26 protein-coding genes, 1 tRNA gene and 2 pseudogenes are annotated in these 22,864 nt (G+C 70.1%); 16 read left to right on the top strand and 13 right to left on the bottom strand.

The annotated features are described in order from the left end of the window. Positions 1-221: 221 nt before the first annotated feature. The 9 genes and pseudogenes from OU415_RS11250 to mrf all read right to left on the bottom strand — a co-directional run. Positions 222-1,691 carry a S1C family serine protease gene (locus tag OU415_RS11250; protein ID WP_270948588.1) on the bottom strand — a complete coding sequence of 490 codons (1,470 nt, stop codon included), beginning with the start codon at positions 1,689-1,691 and terminating at the stop codon, positions 222-224. Between the two features lie 125 nt (positions 1,692-1,816). Continuing rightward, complete coding sequence (locus tag OU415_RS11245; protein ID WP_270948587.1) at positions 1,817-2,164, bottom strand: VOC family protein; 348 nt, start codon at positions 2,162-2,164, stop codon at positions 1,817-1,819. Positions 2,165-2,230: 66 nt separating this feature from the next. Continuing rightward, positions 2,231-3,307, bottom strand: coding sequence for a galactose-1-phosphate uridylyltransferase (gene galT, locus OU415_RS11240; RefSeq protein WP_270948586.1), 1,077 nt, complete (start codon positions 3,305-3,307; stop codon positions 2,231-2,233). Beyond that, positions 3,304-4,122 carry a DeoR/GlpR family DNA-binding transcription regulator gene (locus tag OU415_RS11235; RefSeq protein WP_270948585.1) on the bottom strand — a complete coding sequence of 273 codons (819 nt, stop codon included), beginning with the start codon at positions 4,120-4,122 and terminating at the stop codon, positions 3,304-3,306. Before OU415_RS11235 ends, galT begins: the two co-directional genes overlap by 4 nt. 101 nt (positions 4,123-4,223) lie before the next feature. Further along, on the bottom strand, positions 4,224-5,654 hold the full coding sequence (locus OU415_RS11230) for a HAMP domain-containing sensor histidine kinase (protein ID WP_270948584.1): 1,431 nt from the start codon (positions 5,652-5,654) through the stop codon (positions 4,224-4,226). Next, entirely contained in the window at positions 5,651-6,346 is a 696-nt protein-coding gene (locus OU415_RS11225) for a response regulator transcription factor (RefSeq protein ID WP_270948583.1), read from the bottom strand. Before OU415_RS11225 ends, OU415_RS11230 begins: the two co-directional genes overlap by 4 nt. A 128-nt stretch (positions 6,347-6,474) precedes the next feature. Further along, the gene (gene rpmF / locus OU415_RS11220) at positions 6,475-6,627 is read right to left on the bottom strand and encodes a 50S ribosomal protein L32 (RefSeq protein WP_270948582.1); all 153 of its coding nucleotides are present in this window, start codon (positions 6,625-6,627) and stop codon (positions 6,475-6,477) included. 219 nt (positions 6,628-6,846) lie between these two features. Then, the gene (locus tag OU415_RS11215) at positions 6,847-7,098 is read right to left on the bottom strand and encodes a type B 50S ribosomal protein L31 (protein WP_270948644.1); all 252 of its coding nucleotides are present in this window, start codon (positions 7,096-7,098) and stop codon (positions 6,847-6,849) included. Positions 7,099-7,201: 103 nt separating this feature from the next. Then, a pseudogene (gene mrf, locus OU415_RS11210) lies at positions 7,202-8,431 on the bottom strand (ribosome hibernation factor-recruiting GTPase MRF); the annotation flags it as partial. 97 nt (positions 8,432-8,528) lie between these two features. On the opposite strand from mrf, the gene rpmB reads away from it, so the two are divergent. From rpmB to OU415_RS11175, 7 genes are all read left to right on the top strand, one after another. Continuing rightward, positions 8,529-8,765, top strand: a complete 237-nt coding sequence (gene rpmB, locus OU415_RS11205; RefSeq protein WP_270948581.1) for a 50S ribosomal protein L28 — start codon at positions 8,529-8,531, stop codon at positions 8,763-8,765. Further along, positions 8,765-8,932, top strand: a complete 168-nt coding sequence (rpmG, locus tag OU415_RS11200) for a 50S ribosomal protein L33 (RefSeq protein ID WP_270948580.1) — start codon at positions 8,765-8,767, stop codon at positions 8,930-8,932. The genes rpmB and rpmG overlap by 1 nt, the downstream gene beginning before the upstream one ends. A gap of 83 nt (positions 8,933-9,015) precedes the next feature. Next, positions 9,016-9,321 carry a 30S ribosomal protein S14 gene (gene rpsN / locus OU415_RS11195; protein ID WP_270948579.1) on the top strand — a complete coding sequence of 102 codons (306 nt, stop codon included), beginning with the start codon at positions 9,016-9,018 and terminating at the stop codon, positions 9,319-9,321. Between the two features lie 3 nt (positions 9,322-9,324). After that, positions 9,325-9,561 (top strand): 30S ribosomal protein S18, encoded by a 237-nt coding sequence (gene rpsR, locus OU415_RS11190; RefSeq protein ID WP_270948578.1) that lies wholly within the window; start codon positions 9,325-9,327, stop codon positions 9,559-9,561. Between the two features lie 78 nt (positions 9,562-9,639). Next, positions 9,640-10,317 carry a 5,6-dimethylbenzimidazole synthase gene (gene bluB / locus OU415_RS11185; protein WP_270948577.1) on the top strand — a complete coding sequence of 226 codons (678 nt, stop codon included), beginning with the start codon at positions 9,640-9,642 and terminating at the stop codon, positions 10,315-10,317. A 66-nt stretch (positions 10,318-10,383) separates the two neighbouring features. Next, entirely contained in the window at positions 10,384-11,889 is a 1,506-nt protein-coding gene (locus OU415_RS11180; RefSeq protein ID WP_333777519.1) for a GGDEF domain-containing protein, read from the top strand. Between the two features lie 212 nt (positions 11,890-12,101). Next, positions 12,102-13,250: a hypothetical protein gene (locus OU415_RS11175; protein WP_270948576.1), complete on the top strand. Its 1,149-nt coding sequence runs from the start codon at positions 12,102-12,104 to the stop codon at positions 13,248-13,250. On the opposite strand, the gene OU415_RS11170 is transcribed toward OU415_RS11175, so the two are convergent. Beyond that, positions 13,237-15,279: a tetratricopeptide repeat protein gene (locus tag OU415_RS11170; protein ID WP_270948575.1), complete on the bottom strand. Its 2,043-nt coding sequence runs from the start codon at positions 15,277-15,279 to the stop codon at positions 13,237-13,239. The genes OU415_RS11175 and OU415_RS11170 overlap by 14 nt on opposite strands. A gap of 127 nt (positions 15,280-15,406) precedes the next feature. Here OU415_RS11170 and OU415_RS11165 point away from each other — a divergent pair. From OU415_RS11165 to OU415_RS11140, 6 genes are all read left to right on the top strand, one after another. Then, positions 15,407-15,479 (top strand) — tRNA-Arg (locus OU415_RS11165). A 1,497-nt stretch (positions 15,480-16,976) separates the two neighbouring features. Next, positions 16,977-17,633, top strand: a complete 657-nt coding sequence (locus tag OU415_RS11160) for a YeeE/YedE thiosulfate transporter family protein (protein WP_270948573.1) — start codon at positions 16,977-16,979, stop codon at positions 17,631-17,633. Then, entirely contained in the window at positions 17,633-18,049 is a 417-nt protein-coding gene (locus tag OU415_RS11155) for a YeeE/YedE thiosulfate transporter family protein (RefSeq protein ID WP_270948572.1), read from the top strand. Before OU415_RS11160 ends, OU415_RS11155 begins: the two co-directional genes overlap by 1 nt. 115 nt (positions 18,050-18,164) lie before the next feature. Next, positions 18,165-18,587, top strand: coding sequence for an SRPBCC family protein (locus tag OU415_RS11150; RefSeq protein WP_270948571.1), 423 nt, complete (start codon positions 18,165-18,167; stop codon positions 18,585-18,587). Positions 18,588-18,660: 73 nt separating this feature from the next. Next, positions 18,661-19,497 (top strand): SAM-dependent methyltransferase, encoded by an 837-nt coding sequence (locus OU415_RS11145; protein WP_270948570.1) that lies wholly within the window; start codon positions 18,661-18,663, stop codon positions 19,495-19,497. A 58-nt stretch (positions 19,498-19,555) separates the two neighbouring features. Then, a complete protein-coding gene (locus OU415_RS11140) occupies positions 19,556-20,050 on the top strand; it encodes a Pycsar system effector family protein (RefSeq protein ID WP_270948569.1) in 495 nt (164 codons plus the stop codon). Positions 20,051-20,102: 52 nt separating this feature from the next. On the opposite strand, the gene OU415_RS11135 is transcribed toward OU415_RS11140, so the two are convergent. Then, positions 20,103-20,696 carry a class I SAM-dependent methyltransferase gene (locus OU415_RS11135; RefSeq protein ID WP_270948568.1) on the bottom strand — a complete coding sequence of 198 codons (594 nt, stop codon included), beginning with the start codon at positions 20,694-20,696 and terminating at the stop codon, positions 20,103-20,105. A gap of 45 nt (positions 20,697-20,741) precedes the next feature. Between OU415_RS11135 and OU415_RS11130 the strand changes: the two genes are divergently transcribed. Continuing rightward, positions 20,742-21,167, top strand: a complete 426-nt coding sequence (locus tag OU415_RS11130; RefSeq protein WP_270948567.1) for a MerR family transcriptional regulator — start codon at positions 20,742-20,744, stop codon at positions 21,165-21,167. Here OU415_RS11130 and OU415_RS11125 read toward each other — a convergent pair. Beyond that, positions 21,161-21,901 (bottom strand): helix-turn-helix domain-containing protein, encoded by a 741-nt coding sequence (locus tag OU415_RS11125; RefSeq protein WP_270948566.1) that lies wholly within the window; start codon positions 21,899-21,901, stop codon positions 21,161-21,163. The genes OU415_RS11130 and OU415_RS11125 overlap by 7 nt on opposite strands. Before the next feature lie 62 nt (positions 21,902-21,963). Between OU415_RS11125 and OU415_RS11120 the strand changes: the two genes are divergently transcribed. Then, the gene (locus OU415_RS11120; protein WP_270948565.1) at positions 21,964-22,536 is read left to right on the top strand and encodes a TIGR03086 family metal-binding protein; all 573 of its coding nucleotides are present in this window, start codon (positions 21,964-21,966) and stop codon (positions 22,534-22,536) included. A 55-nt stretch (positions 22,537-22,591) separates the two neighbouring features. Next, a complete protein-coding gene (locus tag OU415_RS11115; protein ID WP_333777543.1) occupies positions 22,592-22,717 on the top strand; it encodes a LuxR C-terminal-related transcriptional regulator in 126 nt (41 codons plus the stop codon). Positions 22,718-22,732: 15 nt separating this feature from the next. On the opposite strand, the pseudogene OU415_RS38335 reads toward OU415_RS11115, so the two are convergent. After that, positions 22,733-22,831: pseudogene (locus tag OU415_RS38335) on the bottom strand (DUF397 domain-containing protein); the annotation flags it as partial. Positions 22,832-22,864: the final 33 nt, after the last annotated feature.

The following is a 22,864-nucleotide window of genomic DNA, read 5'->3' as shown; positions in this document are numbered from 1 at the left end:
GGCGAGGACGGCCCGACTGCCGTGTATTGGCATACATAAAGTCGGGCACCCGCAGTCCAGGCGGGCGCTGAGGTTCCGCTACTTGCACCGTCAAGCAAACTAGCCACTGGAAACCGTTAAACCAACCGTCGACCGCTCCGGGGGCACGGAGGGGGCAGGGCCAGCCCGGTGGGCGGTCGACGGTTGGGACGCGGCCCGGCGGTGCCGGGCCGCGGGCTCGGTCACCCCTGTCCGGCGAGCGTGGCGTCCACGGTGCGGTCCCCGCCGATGGTGATCTTGACGCGGTCGCCCGGGGCGTGCGAGCGAACCGCTGCCACCAACGAGTCGGGGTCCTGGATCGGCCGGTCGTCCACCTTGGTGATCAGGTCACCGTTGCGGATCCCGGCCTGTTCGGCGGGGCCACCCGGCACGACGTTGCGGACCAGTGCTCCCGGCTGGTCGCCGGCGCCGATCAGCACGCCGAGCGTGCTCTGGGTGGCCGACCCGTGGTCCTTCAGCTCGGTGGCGATGCGCTTGGCCTGGTCGATCGGGATCGCGAAGCCGAGGCCCACCGATCCGGCCTGGCCCTGGCCGTTGCCGGGGCTGTAGATCGCCGAGTTGATGCCGACCACGTTGCCGTCCACGTCGACCAGCGGACCGCCGGAGTTGCCCGGGTTGATCGCGGCGTCGGTCTGCAGCGCGTTGAGGACGGTGTCCTCGCTGCCCGACTCGCCGCCGGCCCGCACCGGGCGGTCCTTGGCGCTGATGATGCCGCTGGTCACGGTTCCGGACAGGCCGAACGGCGAGCCGATGGCCACCACCGGAGCGCCGACCGGCAGGTCGTCGCTGCGCCCCAGCTCGGCCGGGGTGAGCCCGCTGATGTTGTCGGCCTTGACCACGGCGAGGTCGGACTTCGGGTCGGTGCCGATCACCCGGACCTGCGCGGTGCGCCCGTCGTGGAACTGCGCGGTGAGCCGACCGCCGGAGCCGTCGCCGCTCACCACGTGGTTGTTGGTCAGGATGTAGCCGTCCTGGCTGAGCACGATGCCGGATCCCTCACCGGCGCCGCGCGAGGTGACCATCTGCAGCTGGACGACGCTGGGCAGCACCTTCTGCGCGACCTGCTGCACCGAGCCCTGCGGCGCGTTGTTGACGCTGCGCGCCGGGCGCGGCTGGTCCAGCGACGTGACGCCTGGGGACCGATCGCCGCCGAACTGGTAGCCCACGAACCCGCCGACGCCACCGCCGACCAGACCGCACACCAGCGCGAGCGCGGCCACGCCGGCGACGAGCCCACCGCGGCGGCCGTGGGCCTGGTGCGGCCCCGGCTGCACCGCGGTGTGCCCACCGGCGGAGGGCCAGGGCGCGTGCTGCGGGAACTGCTGCGTCGCGTGCGGCGTTGCTCCCTGCGCCGCGTACGACTGCTGGTTCTCCGACGGCCCGTACGACGGCTGGCCCTCCTGCTGCGCCGCGTACTGCTGGGGCGAGTACGGGCGCGCTGGCTCGGTTTGCTGCGCACCGTAGGGCTGCTGGCCCTCCGGTTGCGGCGTCGCGTGCGACTGGGCGGGATCCGACTGCTGCGCCTGCGGTTGTTGTGGCTGCTGCTGCGGCACCCCGGCAGGCGGCGTGTCGCCGGTGCCCGCAGGACTGCCCTCGGTCTGCGGCGTCGGTTCTTCCGGCTGGCCGCCGGAACCCGGGGTGTGATCGGTCATGACTCCACTTTGCTCCACGCGGCTGAGAAGTGCCTGAGACCGAGCTGTGGACAAACCCCAAAGCTCGCTGTGATCTTCGCCGCGCTGCGGCGGGCGCGGTACTCCGAGAACCCGTCGGGCCCGGACTACAGCTCGGTGTACAGGCTGAGCTGGTTGCCGTAGGGATCGCGGAAGTCGAAGTAGTCCACCGCATCCGGGACGTGCTCGAGCGGGCCGACGTCGACGCCGAGCGCGGCCAAGCGCTCCCGCTCGGCCGCGGCGTCCGCGACGCTGAAGCGGGTCACGACCTCAGCACCGGAACGAGCGGTCGGTTCTTCGCCGAGCTGCAGCCAGATCGAGCCGAGCTGGAACTCCACCACCCCGTCCGCCGGTTCGAGATCGGGTTCGGAGAGCGCGAAAACGCGCTGGTACCACTCCACCGCCCGGGGGAGATCGCCGACCGGGAGCCCCACCGTCACGCCCTGGATTTCCATGCGGACATGCTCACGGTCGGCGAGCCGATCGTCCACCCGCAATCGGACGAATCGCCGGCCGCGCCGTCACCCCCGGAGCCGGTCGGCGATCTGTTCGGGGGTGACGTCGTTGATCCAGACCGCCATGCCGGATTCGGAACCGGCCAGGTACTTCAGCTTGTCCGCGCTGCGCCGCACCGAGAACAGCTCCAGGTGCAGCCAGGACAGGTCCCGGCCCACGCGAACCGGGGCCTGGTGCCAGGCGGCGATGTAGGGCAGCGGACCGTCGTAGAGGCCGTCGAGGCGGCGCAGGACGTCCAGGTAGGTCGTCGCGAAGTCGTCGCGCTCGGCGTCGGTGAGGGCCGCGATGTCCGGCACCTTCCGGTGCGGCACCACGTGCACCTCGACCGGCCAGCGCGCGGCCGCCGGGACGTAGGCCGTCCAGTGCTCGGAGTCGACGACCACCCGCCGCTTGGAAGCGCGTTCCGCGGCCAGGACGTCGGCCTGCACGTGACGACCGTGCTGCGCCATGTACTCCTCGGCGACCCGCAGCATCTTGCCGGTCTTCGGCGTGACGAACGGGTACCCGTAGATCTGGCCGTGCGGGTGGTGCAGCGTCACGCCGATCTCCTCGCCGCGGTTCTCGAAGCAGAAGACCTGCTCCACACCGGGGGTTTCGGCCAGCGCCGCGGTCCGGTCGGCCCAGACGTCCACGACACCGCGCACCTGCGAAGGACTGAGCGCGCTGAACGAGGAGTTGTGGTCGGAGGTGAAGCAGACCACCTCGCAGCGGCCGGTCGCCGGCGCGGACGGCACCATCGGCATGCCCTCCACAGTGGACTCCTCGCCGGGGATCCCCTGCGCGAACGACGGGAACTGGTTCTCGAAGACCACCACGTCGTAGTCCGCTTCCGGGATCTCGCTGGGCCGCCCCGGAGCGCTCGGGCACAGCGGGCACATCTCGGCCGGCGGCTTGTAGATCCGCGACTGCCGGTGCGCGGCGATCGCCACCCACTCGCCGGTCAGCGGATCCCGCCGCATCTCCGAGGCCGGGGCCTGCGGCGGCAGCTCGCGGGTGTCGACGGCCTCCCTGACCTGCGCCGGGTCGGTGTCGAAGTAGATGATCTCCCGGCCGTCGGCCAGCCGGCCAACCGTGCGCTTCAAAGCCCCTCCACAGTGCCCCGCCGAACGGACTCCTCCTCGGCGCCTTCGGGATCCGCCAGCTCCAGGTCCAGGTGCTCGCCCAGCAGCTGCCTGGCTTCGGCGGGCAGGCCCTGGTCGCTGATCAGCAGATCGACTTCGTCGAAGTCGACGATCGTGGAGATCCCGACGGTCGACCACTTGGAGCTGTCGGCGACCACCACCAGCCGGCCGGCCGCCTCGGCCAGCGCGCGGTTCGTCTCGCCCTCGTTGAGGTTCGGCGTCGTGAAGCCCGCGCGGGGCGCCATGCCGTGCACGCCGAGGAAGACCATGTCCAGGTGCAGCGAGCGCAGCGCCTGCACCGCGACCGGTCCGACCAGCGCGTCCGACGGGGTCCGCACCCCGCCGGTGAGCACCACGGTGCGGTCGGTGCGACCGCGTCTCTGCAGGGCATCGGCCACGCGGACCGAGTTGGTCACCGCGGTCAGGTCCGCGACGTCGTCGAGGTGGCGGGCCATCGTCCAGGTCGTGGTGCCCGCGGACAGCCCGATCGCCGTGCCCGGCTGGACCTGCTGGGCGGCGAGCGCGGCGATGGCTTCCTTCTCGGCGAGCTGGCGCACCGACTTGGCCTCGAAGCCGGGCTCGTCGGTGCTGCGGCCGATCACCGAGGTCGCGCCGCCGTAGACCTTCTCCACCAGGCCGCGGCGGGCCAGCGCGTCGAGGTCCCGGCGGATCGTCATGTCCGACACGCCGAGCCGCAGCACCAGGTCACCGACCTGCACCGCGCCGGTGCGCCGCACTTCGTCGAGGATCACTTCCTGGCGCTGCCGTGCGAGCACACCCACCCCTTTGAGATCACGACCGAACAAGAACCAACACTACCTGAACGGGTGATACACAGAAGTGTGGCGTGGGTCTACCTCTGCTGGGGGATTGCTGTTCATTGCTGTTCGGTCTGCGGGGTGCGCCCCGGCAGGGACATGCGCAGCAGCGCACCGCCCTCCGGCGCTTCACCGGCCCAGACCGAACCGCCGTGGCGCTCCGCGACCTGCTTGACGATCGACAGGCCCAGCCCGGATCCCGGCAGGGTCCGCGCGTCCGACGAGCGGTAGAAGCGCTCGAAGACGTACGGCCGATCCACCTCCGCGATGCCGGGACCGCTGTCGGCGACCTCCAGGACGATCTGCCCGGTGTTCTGGTCCGGCAGCAGGTCCACCCGCACCCGGCCCTCGTCCGGACTCCACTTCGCGGCGTTGTCCAGCAGGTTCAGCACCGCTCGCTCCAGCGCGGTGGCATCGCCCATCATCACCCAGGGCTGCACCCGCACGTCGAACTCGGTGCGCGGCGCGCGCCGCCGGGCCCGGCTCAACGCGCGCTCCAGCACGTCCACCAGGTCCACCGGCTCGTGCACCGCCTGCGGGGTGTCCTCCCTCGCCAGCTCCACCAGGTCGCCGACCAGCGCGGACAGCTCGGTCACCTGTGCCTGGACGTCGGCGAACATCTCCTGCCGGTCCTCCTCGGCGAGGTTCGGCGCGTCCGGCCGTGCCGAGGCCATCAGCAGTTCCAGGTTGGTGCGCAGCGAGGTCAGCGGGGTGCGCAGCTCGTGCCCGGCGTCGGCCACCAGCCTGCGCTGCCGCTCCTGCGACTCGGCAAGCGCGCTGAGCATGCCGTTGAAGCTGGTCGTCAGGCGGGAGAGCTCGTCGTCGCCGTCGACCGGGATCGGGCGCAGGTCACCGGTCAGCGCCACGCGCTCGGTCGCGGCGGTCAGCCGCTGCACCGGGCGCAACCCGGCGCGCGCCACCGCTGTTCCGGCCGCCGCGGCGAGCAGGATCCCGGCGCCGCCCATCACGACCAGGACCACGCTGAGCTGGGCGAGCGTGCGCTGGGTGGGGTCCAGCGACGTGGACATCACCAGCGCGGCGTTCTGCCCGGTCGGCACGGCGACCACGCGGCTGTTGGTGCGCTGGTCGGTGCGCAGGGACTGCGGCGCTTCGCCGCGCGCGACCGCGAGTTCCGCGAAGCTCAGCGGCGGGCGCTGGTCCTTCGGGCCGATCTCGGAGCCGTCCGACCCCAGCACGCTGATCTTGAAGTTCGTCGCGGTGAAGAAGGCCACCGGCACCTGCTGCAGGTCCGCGGTGCGCACCAGCGGCCCCTCGGCGGATTCCACCGCGCGTTCGGTCAGGCTCTGGTCCAGCTGCTGGTAGAGGCTGTCGCGCACGGTCACGAACGCCGCGACCGACACCAGTGCGACCGCTCCCGCCACGCACATCGCGGCCAGCCAGGTGACCCGGTTGCGCAGCGAAACGCGCTGGAAGCGGCCCCTGGGCTGGTGCGGGCCGAGGTCCGGCGGGGGTGGGGCGGGAACGGTCACGGCGGTGTCTCTCGGAGGACGTAGCCGACGCCGCGGACCGTGTGGATCAGCCGGGGCTCGCCCTCGGCCTCGGTCTTGCGGCGCAGGTATCCGATGTAGACCTCGAGGGCGTTGCCCGAGGTCGGGAAGTCGTAGCCCCACACGTCCTCCAGCAGGCGGCTGCGGGTCAGCACCTGCTTGGGGTGCGCCATCAGCAGCTCGAGCAGGGCGAACTCGGTGCGGGTGAGGCTGATCGGGCGCTCGCCGCGGCGGACCTCGCGGGTGCCGGGGTCCAGCTCCAGGTCGGCGAAGCGCAGCGCCGCCGGGTGGTCGTCGAGGCCGGCTTCCGGCGGGCTGGCGCGGCGCAGCAGCGCGCGGAGCCGGGCGAGCAGCTCCTCGAGCGCGAAGGGCTTGGGCAGGTAGTCGTCGGCGCCCGCGTCGAGCCCGGCGACCCGGTCGGAGACCGCATCCCGGGCCGTGAGCACGAGTATCGGCAGGTCATCGCCGGTGCTGCGGAGGCGCCGGGCGACCTCCAGCCCGTCGAGCCGGGGCATCATCACGTCGAGCACCATGGCGTCGGGCCGGCTGGCGGCCAACTGGTCCAGGGCCTGCTGACCGTCCGCGGCGAGCTCCACCTGGTACCCGTTGAACTGCAAGGACCGGCGGAGGGACTCGCGCACGGCACGATCGTCATCGACGACGAGGATGCGCATGGGGACAGTCTTACCCCTGGCCCTGAGAACGAGCTGAGAGCCTCACCTGACGACGCGAAACGCCGTGATGACCATCTCATCCCCGGCCCGTTCCGATCACCCGCGGTGATCGGAACGGGCCGGGCGGGTCACCCCTGGTGGAAGTGCCGGATGAGCGCGCGCGGCACCAGCCGGCGCTTGCCGTCGACCACGATGGGCACCAGATCCGGCGCCGCCGCCTTCCACTGCGACCTGCGGTGCCGCGTGTTGCTCCGCGACATCTTCCGCTTCGGAACTGCCATTCCTCGCTCCTTCCACAATTCCTGTCTTTGATGCGCCGCAGGCGCATAGCCCACCCCGGCGCTGGCACCGCCGCGGGTTCTCAGCGTTCGCCTGGCGAGGACGGCCAACCCGCCGTGTATTTGGCATACATAAGGGTTGGCACCCGGAGTCCAGGCGGGCGCTGAGGTTCCGCCACCCGCACCGCCACGCAAAACGAGGGCTTCAGAAAGGCTCTTGAGTCAGCGGGTCCGGCCGCCGTAGCGGCGGCGGAACTTCTCGACTCGGCCCTGGGTGTCGAGAACTCGTTGGTCGCCGGTCCAGAACGGGTGGGAGTACGCGGTCACGTCGATCACGATCAGCGGGTAGGAGTTGCCGTCCTCCCAGTCGATGCGCGTGTCGGACGTCGCGGTGGACCGGGTCAGGAAGCTCTGACCGGTGGCTCGGTCCTGGAACACGACCGGCCGGTACTCGGGGTGGATTCCGGGTTTCACCATGTCTCCTCGTGGTTCGGGGGTCGTGGGCGCCCCCCCCCCCCGCCCGGTTGTGCCGGTCGCCGGCGGCGGCGGCGGAGCGCTCCGCCGGGTCGTCGCCGCACGGGTCGGTGTGCCACTCGCCGAACGGGTCGGCGTAGGCCGCCCAGGCCTGCTCGCCCGCAGCCAGCTCGTCGTCGGTCAGCAGGGCGTGGCGGAGGGCGTGGGCGATGTCCTGCGGGTTGGCTTCGTGGGCGATCACGACCAGCTCCTGCATCCGGTCGCCGTAGTAGTCGTCCCAGTTCAGCGAGGCCCTGACCTGACGCTCGGCGGAAACCTCGGCCCACTGCGCGGATTCCAGCGAGGCCAGCCACGGACCGCCGTGCGCGATGCCGAGCCCGCCGCCGGCGGACTCGATCCACAGCGCCACGTCCGGCTGGCTGGCCACCCAGACCCGGCCGCGGGTGCGCACGACACCGTCGAGCAGCACGTCGATCGCCTCGTGCAGGCGCTCCGGGTGGAACGGCCTGCGCTCCTCGAACAGCACCGTCGACACCCCGGCATCGGTCTCCAGCGACGGTTGGCCGCGCAGCAACTGCCCGTGCGGCCCGTCGATCTCACCTCGCCGCGCGCCAGCCGGGATCCACCCCAGCAGCGCGGTGACGTCCAGGTCCTCGCGCAAATTCAATGGAAATCGGACGTCCGATTTCCATTGAATTTGCGTGACCGGAGCCGTCGGGGTGAGCCGGGCGATCACGGCTTCGGTGCGCACCTGGGTCCAGCGGTCGTCGGCTTCGCCGAGCATCACGACGGCGTCGGCGAACTCGACCTGGCCGACCGCGACCTGGGCCACCGTGCGCTCGTCGTCGGGACTGCCGCCGATACCGCGCTCGACCAGCTCGTCCTCGCCGGTCGCATCGGCCAGCCAGGTCACCGCGTCGACCGCGGTGATCACTGCTTCGACGCGGACGTCGGTGATCAGCGGGCGACCGTCCACCTCGACGTGCTGGAGCGCCCAGCAGATCATGTCCGGTTCGAGGGCCGAGTCGAGCTGCACGACGATCCTGCTCACGTCCGGTGCGGCGGTGAGCCTGCGCAGCAGCGGCAGCAGGTCTTCCCGCAAGGTGCAGGACACGCAGCCGTGCGCCAGCTCCAGCACCTCGACCTGCTCGGAACCTCCGTGGCGGATCAGGCGCCGGACCACGCCTTGGGCGACTTCGCGCAGGTCGTGGTGCACGAGCGCGGTGCCGGCCGGCTCGTCGCGGCGCACCGCCTCGGCGGTCGACGCGACCTGGTCCGCGCGGATCCCGGCGACCGCGATCAGCGGTGTCCGGCGGTCGGACTGGGTTTCCATCCCCACCTCAATCGACAACGGTTTTCATCTACGTCGACCACACGGTACCCTCGTCCGAGCCATAATGAAAACGGATGTCATTATCGAGAGGAAGGTCATGTCCGTCCGCTGCCAGGTGACCGGGATGCGCCCCGGTTACGGCAACCAGGTCTCCCACTCCCACCACCGCACCCGCCGGCGCTGGCTGCCCAACGTCCAGCGCAAGCGCTACTGGCTGCCCACCGAGGGCCGCTGGATCCGGTTGCGGGTGTCGACCAAGGGGATGAAGACGATCGAGAAGCGCGGCATCGAAGCGGTCGTCGCCGAGATGCGCGCCCGAGGAGAACGATTCTGATGGCCAAGAGCACCGACACCCGCCCGGTGATCAAGCTGCGGTCCACCGCGGGCACCGGTTTCACCTACGTGACGACCAAGAACCGCCGCAACGACCCGGACCGGATGGTCCTGCGCAAGTTCGACCCGGTCGCGCGCAAGCACGTGGAGTTCCGCGAAGAGCGGTAGCGGGCTCGTGAGCACTTTGGGGTGCCATAGCGCCCCGAAGTACTCACGACCACCTACCAGGCAGAACACGAGAGGGAGGGCCAGTGGCCAAGAAGTCGAAGATCGCCCGCAACGAGCAGCGGCGGGCGGTCGTGGCGCGGTTCGCCGAGCGGCGGGCCGAGCTGAAGAAGATCATCGCCGCGCCGGGCAGCAGCCCCGAGGAGCGCAGCGCGGCCCAGCAGGAGCTGCAGCGGCAGCCGCGGAACGCGAGTCCGGTCCGGGTGCGGAACCGGGACGCCGTCGACGGGCGGCCCCGCGGCTACTTCCGCAAGTTCGGGGTGTCCCGGGTGCGCCTGCGCGAGCTCGCGCACTCCGGTGAACTGCCCGGCGTGACGAAGTCGAGCTGGTGAGCCGTGCCCCAACCAGACCGCCGCAATGTCCGCCGCAAGCCCAACCTGCTCCAGCGCGAAGGGGTCGTCGAGGTCGACTGGAAGGACACCGCGCTGCTGCGCAAGTTCGTGTCCGACCGGGGCAAGATCCGCTCCCGCCGGGTCACCGGCTTGACCGTGCAGGAGCAGCGGGAGGTCGCCAAGGCGATCAAGAACGCCCGCGAGATGGCGCTGCTCCCCTATCCGAGCGGCCGCAAGTAGTCCGACCGGGGGTGGCGGTTCGGCCCGATGCCGCCACCCCCGTCCGCTCGCGGCGACCCGCCGTGCACCATGATCGCGATGACGATCACCGGAAGCCCCCAGTTGACCGACACCGTCCCCGCCGCCGACCTCTACGAGGTCATCAACCGCCGCCGCGACGTGCGCCGCGAGTTCACCGGCGCCGAGATCCCCGAGCCGGTCCTGCGCCGCGTGCTCACCGCCGCGCACAGCGCACCCAGCGTCGGGCTGTCCCAGCCCTGGGACTTCGTGCTGGTCCGCGACCAGTCCACCCGCCGCGCCTTCCGCGAGCACGTGCTCGCCGAGCGCAGCGTGTTCGCCTCGCAGCTCGACGAGGAGCGCGCCGGAACGTTCTCCAAGATCAAGGTCGAGGGCATCGCGGAGTCCTCGCTGGGCATCGCGGTCACCTACGACCCCGACCGCGGCGCGCCCCAGGTGCTCGGCCGCCACGCGATCGCCGACGCCGGCCTGTACTCGGTGTGCCTGGCCATCCAGAACCTGTGGCTGGCCGCCACCGCCGAGGGCCTGGGCGTCGGCTGGGTCAGCTTCTACCGCGAGGAGTTCCTGCGCAGGTTGCTGGGTATTCCGACCGGTGTGCGCCCGGTCGCGTGGTTGTGCGTGGGTCCGGTGCGTTCCCTCGCCGACGTGCCCGATCTGGAGCGACACGGGTGGCGGCAGCGGCTCCCGCTGGAGCAGGTCGTCCACTACGAGAAGTACGGGCACGGGCGCAGCCGGTAACGTGTAATCCGGCACGACGGCACCGGCACGCGAATCCAGGACGGTGCGCTCCTTTGCGAGGAAGCGGTGCAGCACGATGACCCACTGATGGTCGGCTACATCCCGGCCCAGGACCGCCAGGCGCGGTCCTTGCTGGACGCTGGCCGCTTCGCCGAAGCCGACGCGGCCTTCGACGAGCTGATCGCGGTCGGCGCCAACCGGGTCGACGAGCAGTGGGACCGGGCGGCCGTGCTGGTCTCGCGCGCGCACCTGGCGTGGCGGCTGGGGCGCATCCCGCTCGCGCTGGAGCTGCTCGCCGAGGGCTGGACCGCGCTCGACACGAACCACCCGTCAGGTCCGGGCACCGCGCACACCCTCAGCATCCTCGGCTACCTGCTGGAGACCATCGACCAGCGCGGCAACGCGATGGACATGATGACCCTGGCCGTGCAGATCGCCCGGGGCAGCGACGACAGCGCGGCGTTGGCCCACTGCCTGAACCGCGAGGGGCACTCGCGGGTGTTCCGCGCCGTGAACTGCACGCCGGAGCGCGCCGCAGTGCACTTCGCACGGGCCCGCGATCTCTGCAGCGAGGCGCGGTCGATCGCGCGACCGGGGCTGGTGAAGCGCTCGGCATCGGCCGTTCTCGGACGGGCGCTGGCCGGGGTCGGCGAGCTGGAGGCCGCGGAGCGGATCGCCCAGGAAGCGCTCGAGCTCGGCGCGGCCGCCGACGACTGGTTCAGCGGATCGTTGGCCAATTGGACGCTCTCCACGGTGCGCCGCGAGCAGAACCGGCTGGAAGAGGCGCGCACGCTGGCCAGCCGGGCGCTCGAGAGGGCGGAGCAGATCCGGTACACCAACCTGATCAGGCAGTTCTCCCTCGACCTCGCGTCGATCTGCGAAGAGCTCGGCGACCCGGTCGGCGAAGCCGCCGCGCTGCAGCGAACGGTCTCCGCGAGCAACACGGCGATCCGCGTCCTGCAGGCAGGCCTCGGGCAAGCCCTCGAGCAGCGCCGCGTCGCGGTGCAGGCGCAGCGCATGGCCGCAGCAGCGCAGGAGGCCGCGCTGCGCGACCCGCTGACCGGCCTCGCCAACCGCCTGGGACTGGAGCGGCGCGCGCCCGCGCTGCTGGACGCCACTGCCGCGGACGGGCGGGTGCCGTGGCTGGTGCTGCTGGACGTCGACTGGTTCAAAGACGTCAACGACCTCGCCGGGCACACCGCAGGCGACGTCGTGCTGCAAGAGGTTGCACACCTGCTGCGCCGGGAATGCCGCGCCGACGACCTGATCTGCCGCTGGGCCGGGGACGAGTTCGTGGTGCTGGTGATCGGCTCCAGCGAGGAATCCCGCGAAGCCGGGCCGGTGGTCGCCGAGCGCATCCGCGCAGCGGTGCACAACCACGACTGGAGGCTGGTGCTCGGCCGGATCACCAAGGCGCCGACGGTGAGCATCGGCGTCGCGGCGGGCCCGGCGAGCCTGGACAGCCTGTTCGCGGCCGCGGACATCGCTCTGTACCGGGCGAAACGAGCGGGCCGCAACCGCGTGGAGATCGACACGCGCCCGGCGTCCGACCCCTCGAGCACTGCCTCGTGAGCGGCGTCGGTGGCTCTTGCGGCCATCGCCGCTCACGCGATCAGCAGCACCCGCCGCAGTACTAGGATCGACCGTCATGCGCACCGCGCGAGAACACTTCCGGACGTCGACGCACCCCTCCCCACCAGGTAAGATCAACGCCGGGAGCCGGGAGCCGGGAGCCGGGAGCCGGGAGCCGGGAGCCGGGAGCCGGGAGCCGGGAGCCGGGAGCCATGAATCGGGCCGGCCGGTGGGACTCCGCCCCGATCGAGCGGCGGGTGCTCGGCGTCGTCCGCACCCTGACCGCCCTGGACCGCCTGCTCGACGTGCTGCCGCTGCTGGCCGACGACATGCGGGTGGAAACGCGGTTCACTGTCGCGGCGGGATCTGAGTTCGCGACCAACCTGACCGAGCAGCTGCACCGCTCCGGCGCCCAGGTCGTGGCCTGGGAGGACGTCGGCAAGGACTTCGACCTCGCCATCTCCCCCAGCGGCAACGGCCCGCTGCACGAACTCGAAGTGCCGGTCCTGACGCTCCCGCACGGCGCCGGCCACAACAAGCTCCGCGCCACCGAAACCGGTGTTGCAGAAGAGGTTTCGGGCCTCTCCCGAACGCAGCTCGTGCACGAGGGCCGCGTGGTCCCGGCGGTCATCGGGCTATCGCACGAGAACCAACTCCCCCAGCTCCGGCGGCAGTGCCCGGAAGCGGTGCCGCGCGCCGAAGTCATCGGCGACCCCTGCTACGCCCGCCTGCGCGCCAGCCTCCCGATGCGGGAGCAGTACCGCAGCGCCCTCGGGGTCGGCGACCGCGAGCTCGTGGTCGTCGCCTCGACGTGGGGACCTCAGTCCGCGTTCGGCGAATGCGGGGACCTGGCGAAACTGCTGACCGCAGAACTGCCGCCGGATCACCGGACGGCGCTCGTGCTGCACCCCAACGTCTGGACCAAGTACGAGCAGCTCCAGCTCGAGACCTGGCTCCGCACCGCGCTCCGCAACGACCTGGTCCTGGTGCCCCGGATCCGCAAGTGGCAGGCCGCGCTCATCGCCGCGGACGTGGTGGTGACCGACCACGGATCCCTCGCGCTGTACGCGGCGTGCCTCGGAAAACCGCTGCTGCTGGCGGCATTCGGCGACCGCGAGGTGGTACCGGGCTCCCCGGTGGAGCTGCTCGGTCAGCGCGCGAAGCGCCTCGACCCGACCGCGGACCTGCTCCCCCAGCTCACCGCGGCCACCCCGGTCCCGGACCACCAGCAGCTCGCCGAGATGTCCTTCCGGGAAGAACTCGTCCAGCACCTGCGCGAACTGATCTACCGCCGCCTGGAACTCCCCGAACCGGCCTGGCCGGCCCGACCGGAACCCGTCGACCTGTTCACCCCGCGCTGAGCTTCGCCCGAACCCTCTCAGCCCGAGGGCTCTGCGCATCCGTGTAGATCGCCAGTGCTTCGGCGAGGAGTTCCCGCGCTCCGGGGCGTCCGGTCGCGTTGAGCGAGTCGGCCAGCAGCTCCAGCGGCTCGGCGAGGTCGAAGGACGCTCCGCGCTCCCGGATCGCCGAAATCGCCTCTTGCAGCAGGGAAATCGCCTGTTTGTGCTGGCCGAGGGCCTGGTGCGCGCGGGCGGCGGCGACGCGGATCCGGGCGGGAGTTCGCTTGTCCTCGGGGAATTCGGCGGTCCGGTCCAAAGCCGTCGCCAGCACCTGCAGAGCTTCGTCGTAGCGCTCGAGCCCGCAGAGAGACTTGCCGATCAGGTACTCCTGCAGCGCCATGCCACGCTGCCGTCCCAGCTGCTCGTTGAGCTCACGCGCGCGCTCGAAGTTCGCTACGGCTGTGGCGAATTCCTCGCGGGCGTGCAGGACCTTGCCCTGGAACTCCAGCGCAGAAGCCAAGATGCGCCGATGTCCAGCACGTTCAGCTGCCGAAACAGCTTGCGCGCACTCCGCATCCGCCTCGTCCAGCTCTTCGCACTCCACCAGCAGCTGGCCGCGCAGGCTCCGCATCCGCGCTTCGGCGACCAGATCGCCCAGCTCCGTCGCCGACGTGACCGCCAGCCCCAAGGCCGCGAGCGTGTCCGAGTAGTGCTTGTCCTGGTTGTGCAGCGCCCACAGCGGTCCGTCGCAGAGCGCGATCACGTCGACGTGGCGCGCGCTCTCGGCCGCCAACCGGACGATGCCGAGCAGGTTGATGCGCTCGCTCCGCAGCCACTCCAGCCCGGTCTCCGCGGTGAACGGGTTCTCCCCGTCCAGGCCTTCCTCGACGACGCGGAGCCGGTTGGGCGGCGTCACCGCCCGATCCGCGTAGCCGCCCTGCCGCCGGTACCAGGCGAAGAGGCGCTCGACGGCGTCGTCGGACTGGCCGCCGTCCACCTCGAGGGTCTCCACGGCGTGCTGGCCCACCAGGGCGTGGAGCAGGAACTGCTCCTGATCGTTCTCTTCCACCAGACAAATCCTGTGCAGCTCGGCGAGATGGGTTTCGGCGTCGATCTCGTTGAGAGCGGCTAACGCCGCCACCGCCCCCACCGGCAGTGCGAACCCGCGCCAACGCCCCAGCAGCGCGTACAGCCCGGCTTCGGCGCGCGAGAGCTGCGAGACCAGGAGGTCCAGCTCGGAGAACGCCTCCCGGAAGTGCTTGCGCCGTCGGGTCTGCTCGGACAGCTCCTGGACCGCGCGCGCAATGCGCCAGGAGGTCCGCCGATTCAGCAGGCCAACCATCACGTGCAGCGCGATGGGCAAACCACCGCACTGCTCCACCAGTTCCGCCGCCGCGTCGGGCTCGGCGTCGACGCGTTCCCGCAAGTTGTTCCGCCGCAGGTAATCGAGCGCGTGCTCCCGTTTGAGCGGCTCCAGCCGAATCGGCTCAACGCCGTCCGCGACGAGTTCAGCCCCGTCCTGGTGGCTCGTGCACAGCACGAAGCTCTCCTCCGACGCGGGCAGCAGCTTCACGACGTCGTCCAGCTCGGCCACGTTGTCGAAGAAGAACAGCACCTTCTGCTGCCGGGTCCGGCTCCGCAGCAGCGCCAACTTGCCGCTCGTGGCGCGCGGAATCACTTCGCCCTCGACGCCCAGCGAACGCAAGCAGTGGTCGGCGGCATCGTCCAACCCCCACCGCCCGAGCTCGAAGTCGAACGCCACCTGCCCGTCGAACACGTCGATCTTCCGGTGCGACCAGTGCGCCCCCAACGCGCTCTTCCCGACACCGTGAACGCCGCTGATCACTGCGCACCCGGCCCGACCAGGCCGCGGCTGGTCGAGCAAGCTGTCCAGAACAGCCACCGGATCTTCCCGATCGACGAAGTGGACCGGCGCGGCAAGCCATTGATCACGATGCTCGGCTGGTCCTTTGGCGTGCATGTGCACGTCCCCGTGGATCGTGCCGGCCTGCACCAGGTTGTCGACCGACCCGTGGTTCACGTTGCCCATACCCCACCCCAGAGGCGTCGAACGGTAACGATCACCTGACGATACGCGACGGCCCCCGGCCCGCAGGTGCGATCGACAACCCCACCACGTGTCGGCCCCGAAGCCGCTCCAGGTACGCTCCAGTCAGGCCCTCGTAGCTCAGGGGATAGAGCACCGCTCTCCTAAAGCGGGTGTCGCAGGTTCGAATCCTGCCGGGGGCGCAAAACCGCTGGTAGACGCAGCGGGGGCTGATCCAGTTCTAGATCGCCCCCCGCCTTTGCGCCGGGCCTCCGGCTGCATGTCCGCCAACGCCTCGGCGGCCGAGCTGCTGGCGATCCCCCTGGTTCATGCACACGTCCCGGGTCGTCGTGCCTCGAAGGTTCCCGGGGTTCTACGCATTCGCGGATTCCCGGGGCGGCAAGATCTCGGAGGCGGTTACGTCGTCGTTCTCGTAACGAGTGCCGACTTTCTCCGAACGCCACGATTCCAGCCGTCGAAGGCATTGCCGCAGCTCTTCTGCGCGCATCGCCCAGTCTCGACGACTTTCACGACTGCACTCCGGGCTGGTCATCATATTTCTCGCGAAGGAAAACCGTTCGTAGAGGTAGGCCAAGGCCGTGTCATCGTGGCTGGCCATTGAAACTCCCTTGCTTCGATGAAAACGACCACCCGCGTGGCCACACTGAGGAACCTGCGGCGTTACTTTCTGCAACATCACGCGTGAGATCCACCAGGTCTATCGGACTGCCGGATGAGGCGTTACGGATGACCGTTCAAGCCCGGCATCGCGCATTGCCCCCGCCATGCCAGCAACCGACCACTTCGCCAGCGGAACACCATCTGACCAGCAAATATGCCCACCGAGGCGGAGACCAGCGGCACAACCAAGCGCTGCGAAATAGGACCAAAACCCCATTTCTCGACATCGATTCGAGAACGCTCTCATCAAGGTTGGATAACTAAAATCGGTCGGCATTTTGATTGCTTTCCGCAGGGTCCCGAGAACTCCGCTGGTCACGATATTTTTCTGATTAAAATTCACCTTTTTTCGGGCGGCGTTACGGGAGTAACGAACTGGCCCACCTGCGGGATTAACGCGCGGAGGGAGGATGGCGTCACGGTGTGTTCGCACAACGCGACGCTATGCGGTCACTGATCGGGTACTGCAACGAACAAAGACGACAAGACCGCGCCGCGCCGCCTCCCCGTCCTGGCGGTGTGCGCCGGTCAGATCGGAGCGATATGGGCTGCTCCCACGCCCGGACATGCCCCCTCTTCCCGCTGTTGAAAGCAAGCTTGCGCGGCTGGCGCGAGTCCTACTGCGACAGCGATGAGCGCTGGCGCGAATGCGCGCGGCACAAGTTGGCGTCCAGAGGCCAGCTCGTGCCGATCTCCCTGCTGCCGAACGGCGCCGACGTCGGGCACATCCGGAAGGCCGCCGAACGGTCCGCGGCTGCCGAACCAACACCGCCGTCGCCTCTCATCTCAGGGGCGAACGGAACTGCGGCGTGGTTCGAACCCGCCCCGAAACCGGAACCGGCCAGGCCTCGCGACACGCCGGCTCAGCCGCGCGAACCCGCGCCGGCCCCGCAAGTCCCGAGAACCCCACCAACCCCGAACACTCCACCAGCCCGGGACCGGGGAACACCCCCGAGGCGACCGCAGGGCTCGAAACGCCGCTGGTGGACCCGAATTGCCGAATGGATGAGAGGCCCCTCATGAGCACCTATTGGCCCTGGTGGGCCGGCGCGATCGGGCTCGCCCTGGTCACCATCAACTACACGCTGATCACGGATCGGTCCTTCGGGGTGTCCTCGGCGTGGGATCGCGTCCTGCACTGGCGCGCAGAACGCCGCATCGAACGGCAGGAAGCGCAGTTCGCCGACGACCGCGCACTCGAGGAGGCTTTCGCCGCGGCGACCGCCGCGGAGTTCGGAACCAGCCCCGGAGCACCCGCTCGGCCGGATGCGATGCTCGGCGACACGCAGCCGCACGCCGCGGCCGTCGAGCCGACGGCGGACGAGACGGGCACGACCACGCGCGTGCGCTCGGCACCGCTGGTCACCCAGGCCGCCCTGCTCCTGTCGATCTTCATCGGCGGATACGTCGCGGCGGTCAACGCGGGCCGGTTCCAGGTCCGCTACGACATGGGCGCAGGTTTCCGCCAGCTCGTCACCAACGATCCGTACGTCATGGTCGGCGTGCTGTTCGTCGGAGGCATCCTCGTCGGCTTCGGCACTCGCCTGGCCGGAGGCTGCAGCTCCGGGCACGGGCTCAGCGGCTGCGGCCGGCTGCGCCCGGTCAGCCTCGTCGCGACCGCTGTCTTCTTCGGCACCGCCGTTGCCGTGTCGTTCCTGCTGTGGAAGGTGATCTGATGCGCACTAGGGGCGCAGTGCTCGTCGCCAACATCATCACCGGGTTGGCCCTCGGTTACGTCGTCACCAACATCGGATTCGGCGACTACGCCGAGCTGAACCGCATGTTCACCTTCCAGGACCCGCGCATGCTGTACGCCTTCGCCGGGGCCGTGGCGATCATCGTGGTGGTCTTCGCCGTGGTGGGTGTCCGCCGCACGCCGGGGCGCATCCACGGTGGCGTGATCCCCGGGGCGGTGCTGTTCGGCACCGGCTGGGCGATCTCGGGTGGCTGCCCGGCGATCCCGATCATCCAGGTCGCCAGCGGATACCTGCCCGCGCTGGTCACGATCGCGGGCGTCATGGTCGGGATCTGGCTGTGCCGCTGGGTCAACGCCAGGTTCTTCCGCCTCGACCGCGGTTCCTGCGGGCTGTAGCGGGACCTCCACGAGCCCGATGCGGGGGCCCGGTCCTGGACCGGGCCCCCGCATCCTGTCGTTTTCCGGATCGGGCGCGGTGATCGGCAGTACGGTGTGCGCGAGGAGGGTGGACATGCGACATGAGACCACCGTGACGATCTCCGCGCCGCCGACCGAGGTGTGGACCGTGCTGGCCGACGTGCCCGGCTGGCCCGGGTGGACACCGACCGTCAGCTCGGTCGAGGCGTTGGACGGGGAGCTTCGGGTCGGGCACCGGTTCCGGGTCAAGCAGCCGGGGGTTGCCGCCGCCGTGTGGGACGTGGTCGAAGTCGAGCCGGGCTCGTCGTTCTGCTGGGCCACTCGCTTCGCTGGCGGGCGGATGGTCGCCTCGCACTGGATCCGGGCCACCGACGGGGGCAGCTCGGTGGAGCTGCGGATCGACTTCACCGGCGGTCTCGCCCGACTGCTGACGCCCCTGGTGTCCGGCCGCATCCGGCGGTTCGTCGAGACGGAGGCCGCATCCCTGAAACAGGCCTGCGAACAACCAACCCGCTGACCGAGCACTGGCGTCCTCACTCCGGCGCTGCGGGGGGTTGCTTCGCCTTCGGGGGCTCGGCAATCATTCCGCTGTGACTGGTGACAAGGGCGATCCCCGGTTGGCGGCAATGGCGGACATCCACGGCGCGGTGGACATCGAATCGCCCAACGCGGCGCGGATGTACGACTACTACCTCGGTGGCGACGCGAACTTCGCGGCCGATCGGGAGGCCGCCGAGAAGTTCCTCGCGATCGTGCCCACCGGCCGGGAGTGGGCCGCCGCCAACCGCGGGTTCCTCGGGCGCGCGGTGCGGTTCATGGTCGAGCAGGGCATCGACCAGTTCCTCGACCTCGGGTCGGGCATCCCGACCGTCGGCAACGTGCACGAGATCGCCCACGCCGCGAACCCCGCCGCGAAAGTGGCCTACGTGGATCGCGAGCCGGTCGCGGTCGCGCACGCCCGAGCACTGCTCGGCAGCACTCCGCAGGTCACCGTCACCCAGGCCGACATCCGCGACCCCGAAGCCGTGCTGAGCGCTCCGGGCGTCGCCGAACTGCTGGACTTCACCAAGCCGGTCGGCCTGCTGGCCATCGCGATCCTGCACTTCGTGAGCGACGACGACCGCCCGGCGGACATCGTGAGCCGCTACCGCGCGGCCTGCGCACCGGGTAGCTACCTGGCGCTGTCCCACTTGTCCCCGGTGACCTTCACCGACGACCAGCTCTCCGGCGGCCACGCGGTCTACAACCGCACCTCCACCCCCGGCACCCTGCGCACCCCGGAGCAGATCGCCGAGCTGCTCACCGGCTACGAACTCGTCGACCCGGGCCTGGTCCTGCTCCCCGAATGGCGCCCGGACACCCCCGTCGCCCCCGACGCGGCAGCCCGGACCAACAGCTACGCCGCCGTCGGAATCCTGCCCGGGTGAAGCAGCGGCCGGTGCGAAAGCCCGTCGAGAACGGGCTTCGGTGCGCCATGATTCCGGTATGAGCGAACCCGAGGTCGATGCGACGGTCGATTCGGAAACGGTGGAAAGACTCCTCCAGGACGAGCTGAGCCGTGGCGACGCGGCGCTGGCTCGTACCGAGACCAAGACCAGCACCCTGCTCGCGGTGTTCAGCCCCATCCTCGCCGTCGGGATCGCAGTGCTGCCCCGTGCCGCCGCACCGCTCGCGGCAGTTCTGCTGTTCTGGGCCGCGTTGACGCTGCTCGCGCTCGCCTTGCTGCTCCTGCTGTCGAGCGTGCGGCCTCGGCTGCGGCGAAGCGGTTTCACCACCTACGAATCGATGACCGACGCCGAACTGCTGCGCCACTTCACGCGCATCGCGGACGATCCGCAGCGTTGGCATCGCGAGCGCCTGCTCGTCGTCGCGCAGGTCGGAGCGAAGAAGTTCAAGCTGCTGCGCACGGCGAGCCTGCTCATCATCAGCGCGCTCCTCCTCGCGATCGCCGCAGCCATCGCCTCCGCAACCTTGACCTGACACCCGTGAGTGGTTTGTGGGGCTATAGCACCAGAAAGTGCTCACGAGCGTCTCAACGAGCCAGCCAGGCGGTGAGGCTGGTCAGTTCGTGGCGGGCGGTGGTCGTGAATCGCTTGCCGAGTTCCTGTTCGATCCGGGTGAGCTGGTCTTCCCGGAGGGCTTGGCTGCGGGCGATGCGGTTCGGGTGCGTTCCGCCGTGCCAGGCGATCAGGAGTCGGCCGCCCGGTCGGGTCACGCGGCGGAGTTCGTCCAGGCCCCGTTCCAGGTTCGGCCAGATGGCCACGTTGTTCACCGAGACCGCGCAGTCGAACTCCGCGTCGCGGAAACCCGTCCGCTCGACTGTTCCCGTTCGCACCTCGATCCGCTCATCTGCCCGGCGCCGGACGAGGTCGCACATCTGCTGCGAGGGATCGACACCGCAGATCCGCTTCGCCGACGTCCGCCGGAGCCTGCGGATCAGCCCGCCGGGTCCGTAGCCGACCTCCAGCACCACCTCGCCGGGCCGGACGTCGAGCAGGTCCACCACGTCCTGCTGCTCGTTCAACCACAACATGATGCGACCGGCGAACCACCCGCCCAGACCGCTCGGCAACGCGAACGGCGACCGGGTCGGCTCGCTCCTGGACCAGGGCTTCACGGTTCCCATGCGTCCAGCCTTCCGCTTCAAGTCGGGTTGAAGTCAAATGGGGGCATGGACCTGATCCCGATCGGCGAAGCCGCTGAGCGCCTCGGCGTGCGGACGTCGACGCTGCGCTACTACGAGGAGCGCGGTCTCGTGCGGCCGGCGGGGCGGGTGCGGGGAACTCGGGTCTACGGCAGGCCGGAGATGCGCCGGCTGGCGTTCCTCCAGATCGCGCTGAAGCTGGGGATCCGGCTCGACACGGCCGCGGCGGTGCTGGACGAGTCGAGCAGCGAGTGGCGCGCCGTCGTCGGCGAGCAGATCACCGAGCTGGAGGAGCTGATCGAGCGGGCTCAGGGCGCCAAGGACTTCCTCGCCCATGCGCTCAAGTGCCCGGCGGAGCACCCAGCGCGCGAATGTCCGCACATGACGGGCACTCTCGATCGACTGGCCGACGGGATGCCCTTCGACCAGCTGGCAGCGGAGATGCGTCAGTAGCGCTGGGCGTGGTGGGTCGGGGGTTCGCCGAAGAGGGATTTGAAGTCCCTGGTGAGGTGGGCTTGGTCGGCGTAGCCGAGTTCGGCCGCCACCGACGCCCAGTCCAGCTCCGCACCTCTCGCCATCCGCTCGGTCACCTCGTGCAGGCGGTAGCGGCGGATCACCCACTTCGGGCCGATGCCCACGTGCTCCGCGAACAAGCGCTGCAGCTGCCGGATGCTCGTGCCGAACTCCCGCGCCAGCGCATCGACCCTGGTGATCTCGGGTTTCGCGGCGATCATCGCAACGATGTCCGCGGCCTGTTCCGCTCTCGGATCCGGTTCGGGTGCGTGGGCTCGCAGGAGCTGCTCGACAGCTGGGACGTCAGGTGCCGTCAATGCCGGGCCGAAGACCTCGCGGGCATCGATCGTGCGGTCGGTGATCGTCGAAACCGGTGCGCGCAGGAACGGGCGGAAGCAGCCGGGCCGGAACGCCACGCCGAGCACGCTGCTGCGCCCCGACAACACCCTGACCTGGTGCCCGCTGGAGACGCCGGTGATCGTCGCGCGGCCGTCCTGGAACGTCAGGTGCACGTTCGGGTAAGGCACGATCAGCTGCCGGTACGGCTCGGGGTAGTCCCAGGACACGACCCAGTAGCGCGCCACGTACCGAGCCAGGTCCGGCGACGGCTCGGGGAAGGAGTGCCGCTGGAAATCCCGCCACGCGCCACCGAGTTCCCGCACGTCCCTGGCCACGGACGGAGTGTATGTCGCGTTCCTTCAAGACACCGCCGTCCAGCGGTGGTTGGCTGCGAGCCATGTCCGAAGCACAACACCTGAGCAGCGCAGCATCGGCCCTGGCCGGGGTCGTCGCAGGCATCGAGCCCGGCCAGCTCACCGCGCCCACGCCGTGCACCGAGTACACCGTGCGCGACCTGCTGAACCACCTGCTGTTCTGGGGTCCATCCCTGGAAGCCGGTGCCCGCAAGGAAGCCGTCCCGCCGCCCGCTGCCGCCGAGGCGGACGTGGACCTCACCGAAGGCGACTGGCAGCAGGCCGTCGCCCAGCAGCTGGACCGCACAGCGCGGGCCTGGAGCGCACCCGGCGCGTGGACCGGGACGACGCACATGGGCGGTCCGACCGAACTCCCGGCTTCGCTGGTCGGCGGGATGGTCGTGCTCGAGTTCGCCGTGCACGCCTGGGACCTGGCGAAGGCGACCGGCCAAGACCTGGCGCTCGACGAAGCCCTCCTCGACTACGCCCGCGGGGTAGCCACGGAGACGGCGGAGCAGGGCCGTCAGATGGGCGTGTTCGGCGCGGAAGTGGCGGTCCCGGAGTCGGCGCCCGCCCTGGACCGGCTCCTCGCCCTCACCGGCCGAAACCCCGCCTAGACATCGGTCTCCAGCACCTCCGCACGTCGGCTACCGCGCATCGACCGACGCAGAGATAGCGAAAGACCTCCTAATGAGCGTCCCAACGGTAAAAGCCCACGTCTCCCACGCCCTAACAAAGCTGGACCTAACGAACAGAACCCAGATCGCCCTACTGGCGCACGAAGCAGGCCTGGTCTAACCAGGAGCTACGCGGCTACACCCCTAAACCCACTCCGAACGCCGTCCACGGCCGGGTTGGGAACGTCAGCACAGCCCTATCCCGGTCCCGCATATCCCGAACCCCGGCGACCTCGACGCACGTACCGCTTTATCGGTTGCCACGACC

Origin of the sequence: Saccharopolyspora oryzae, from assembly GCF_027853915.1 — a bacterium.
Lineage (GTDB): Bacteria > Actinomycetota > Actinomycetes > Mycobacteriales > Pseudonocardiaceae > Saccharopolyspora > Saccharopolyspora oryzae.
This window is presented reverse-complemented; position numbering and strand designations above follow the sequence as displayed.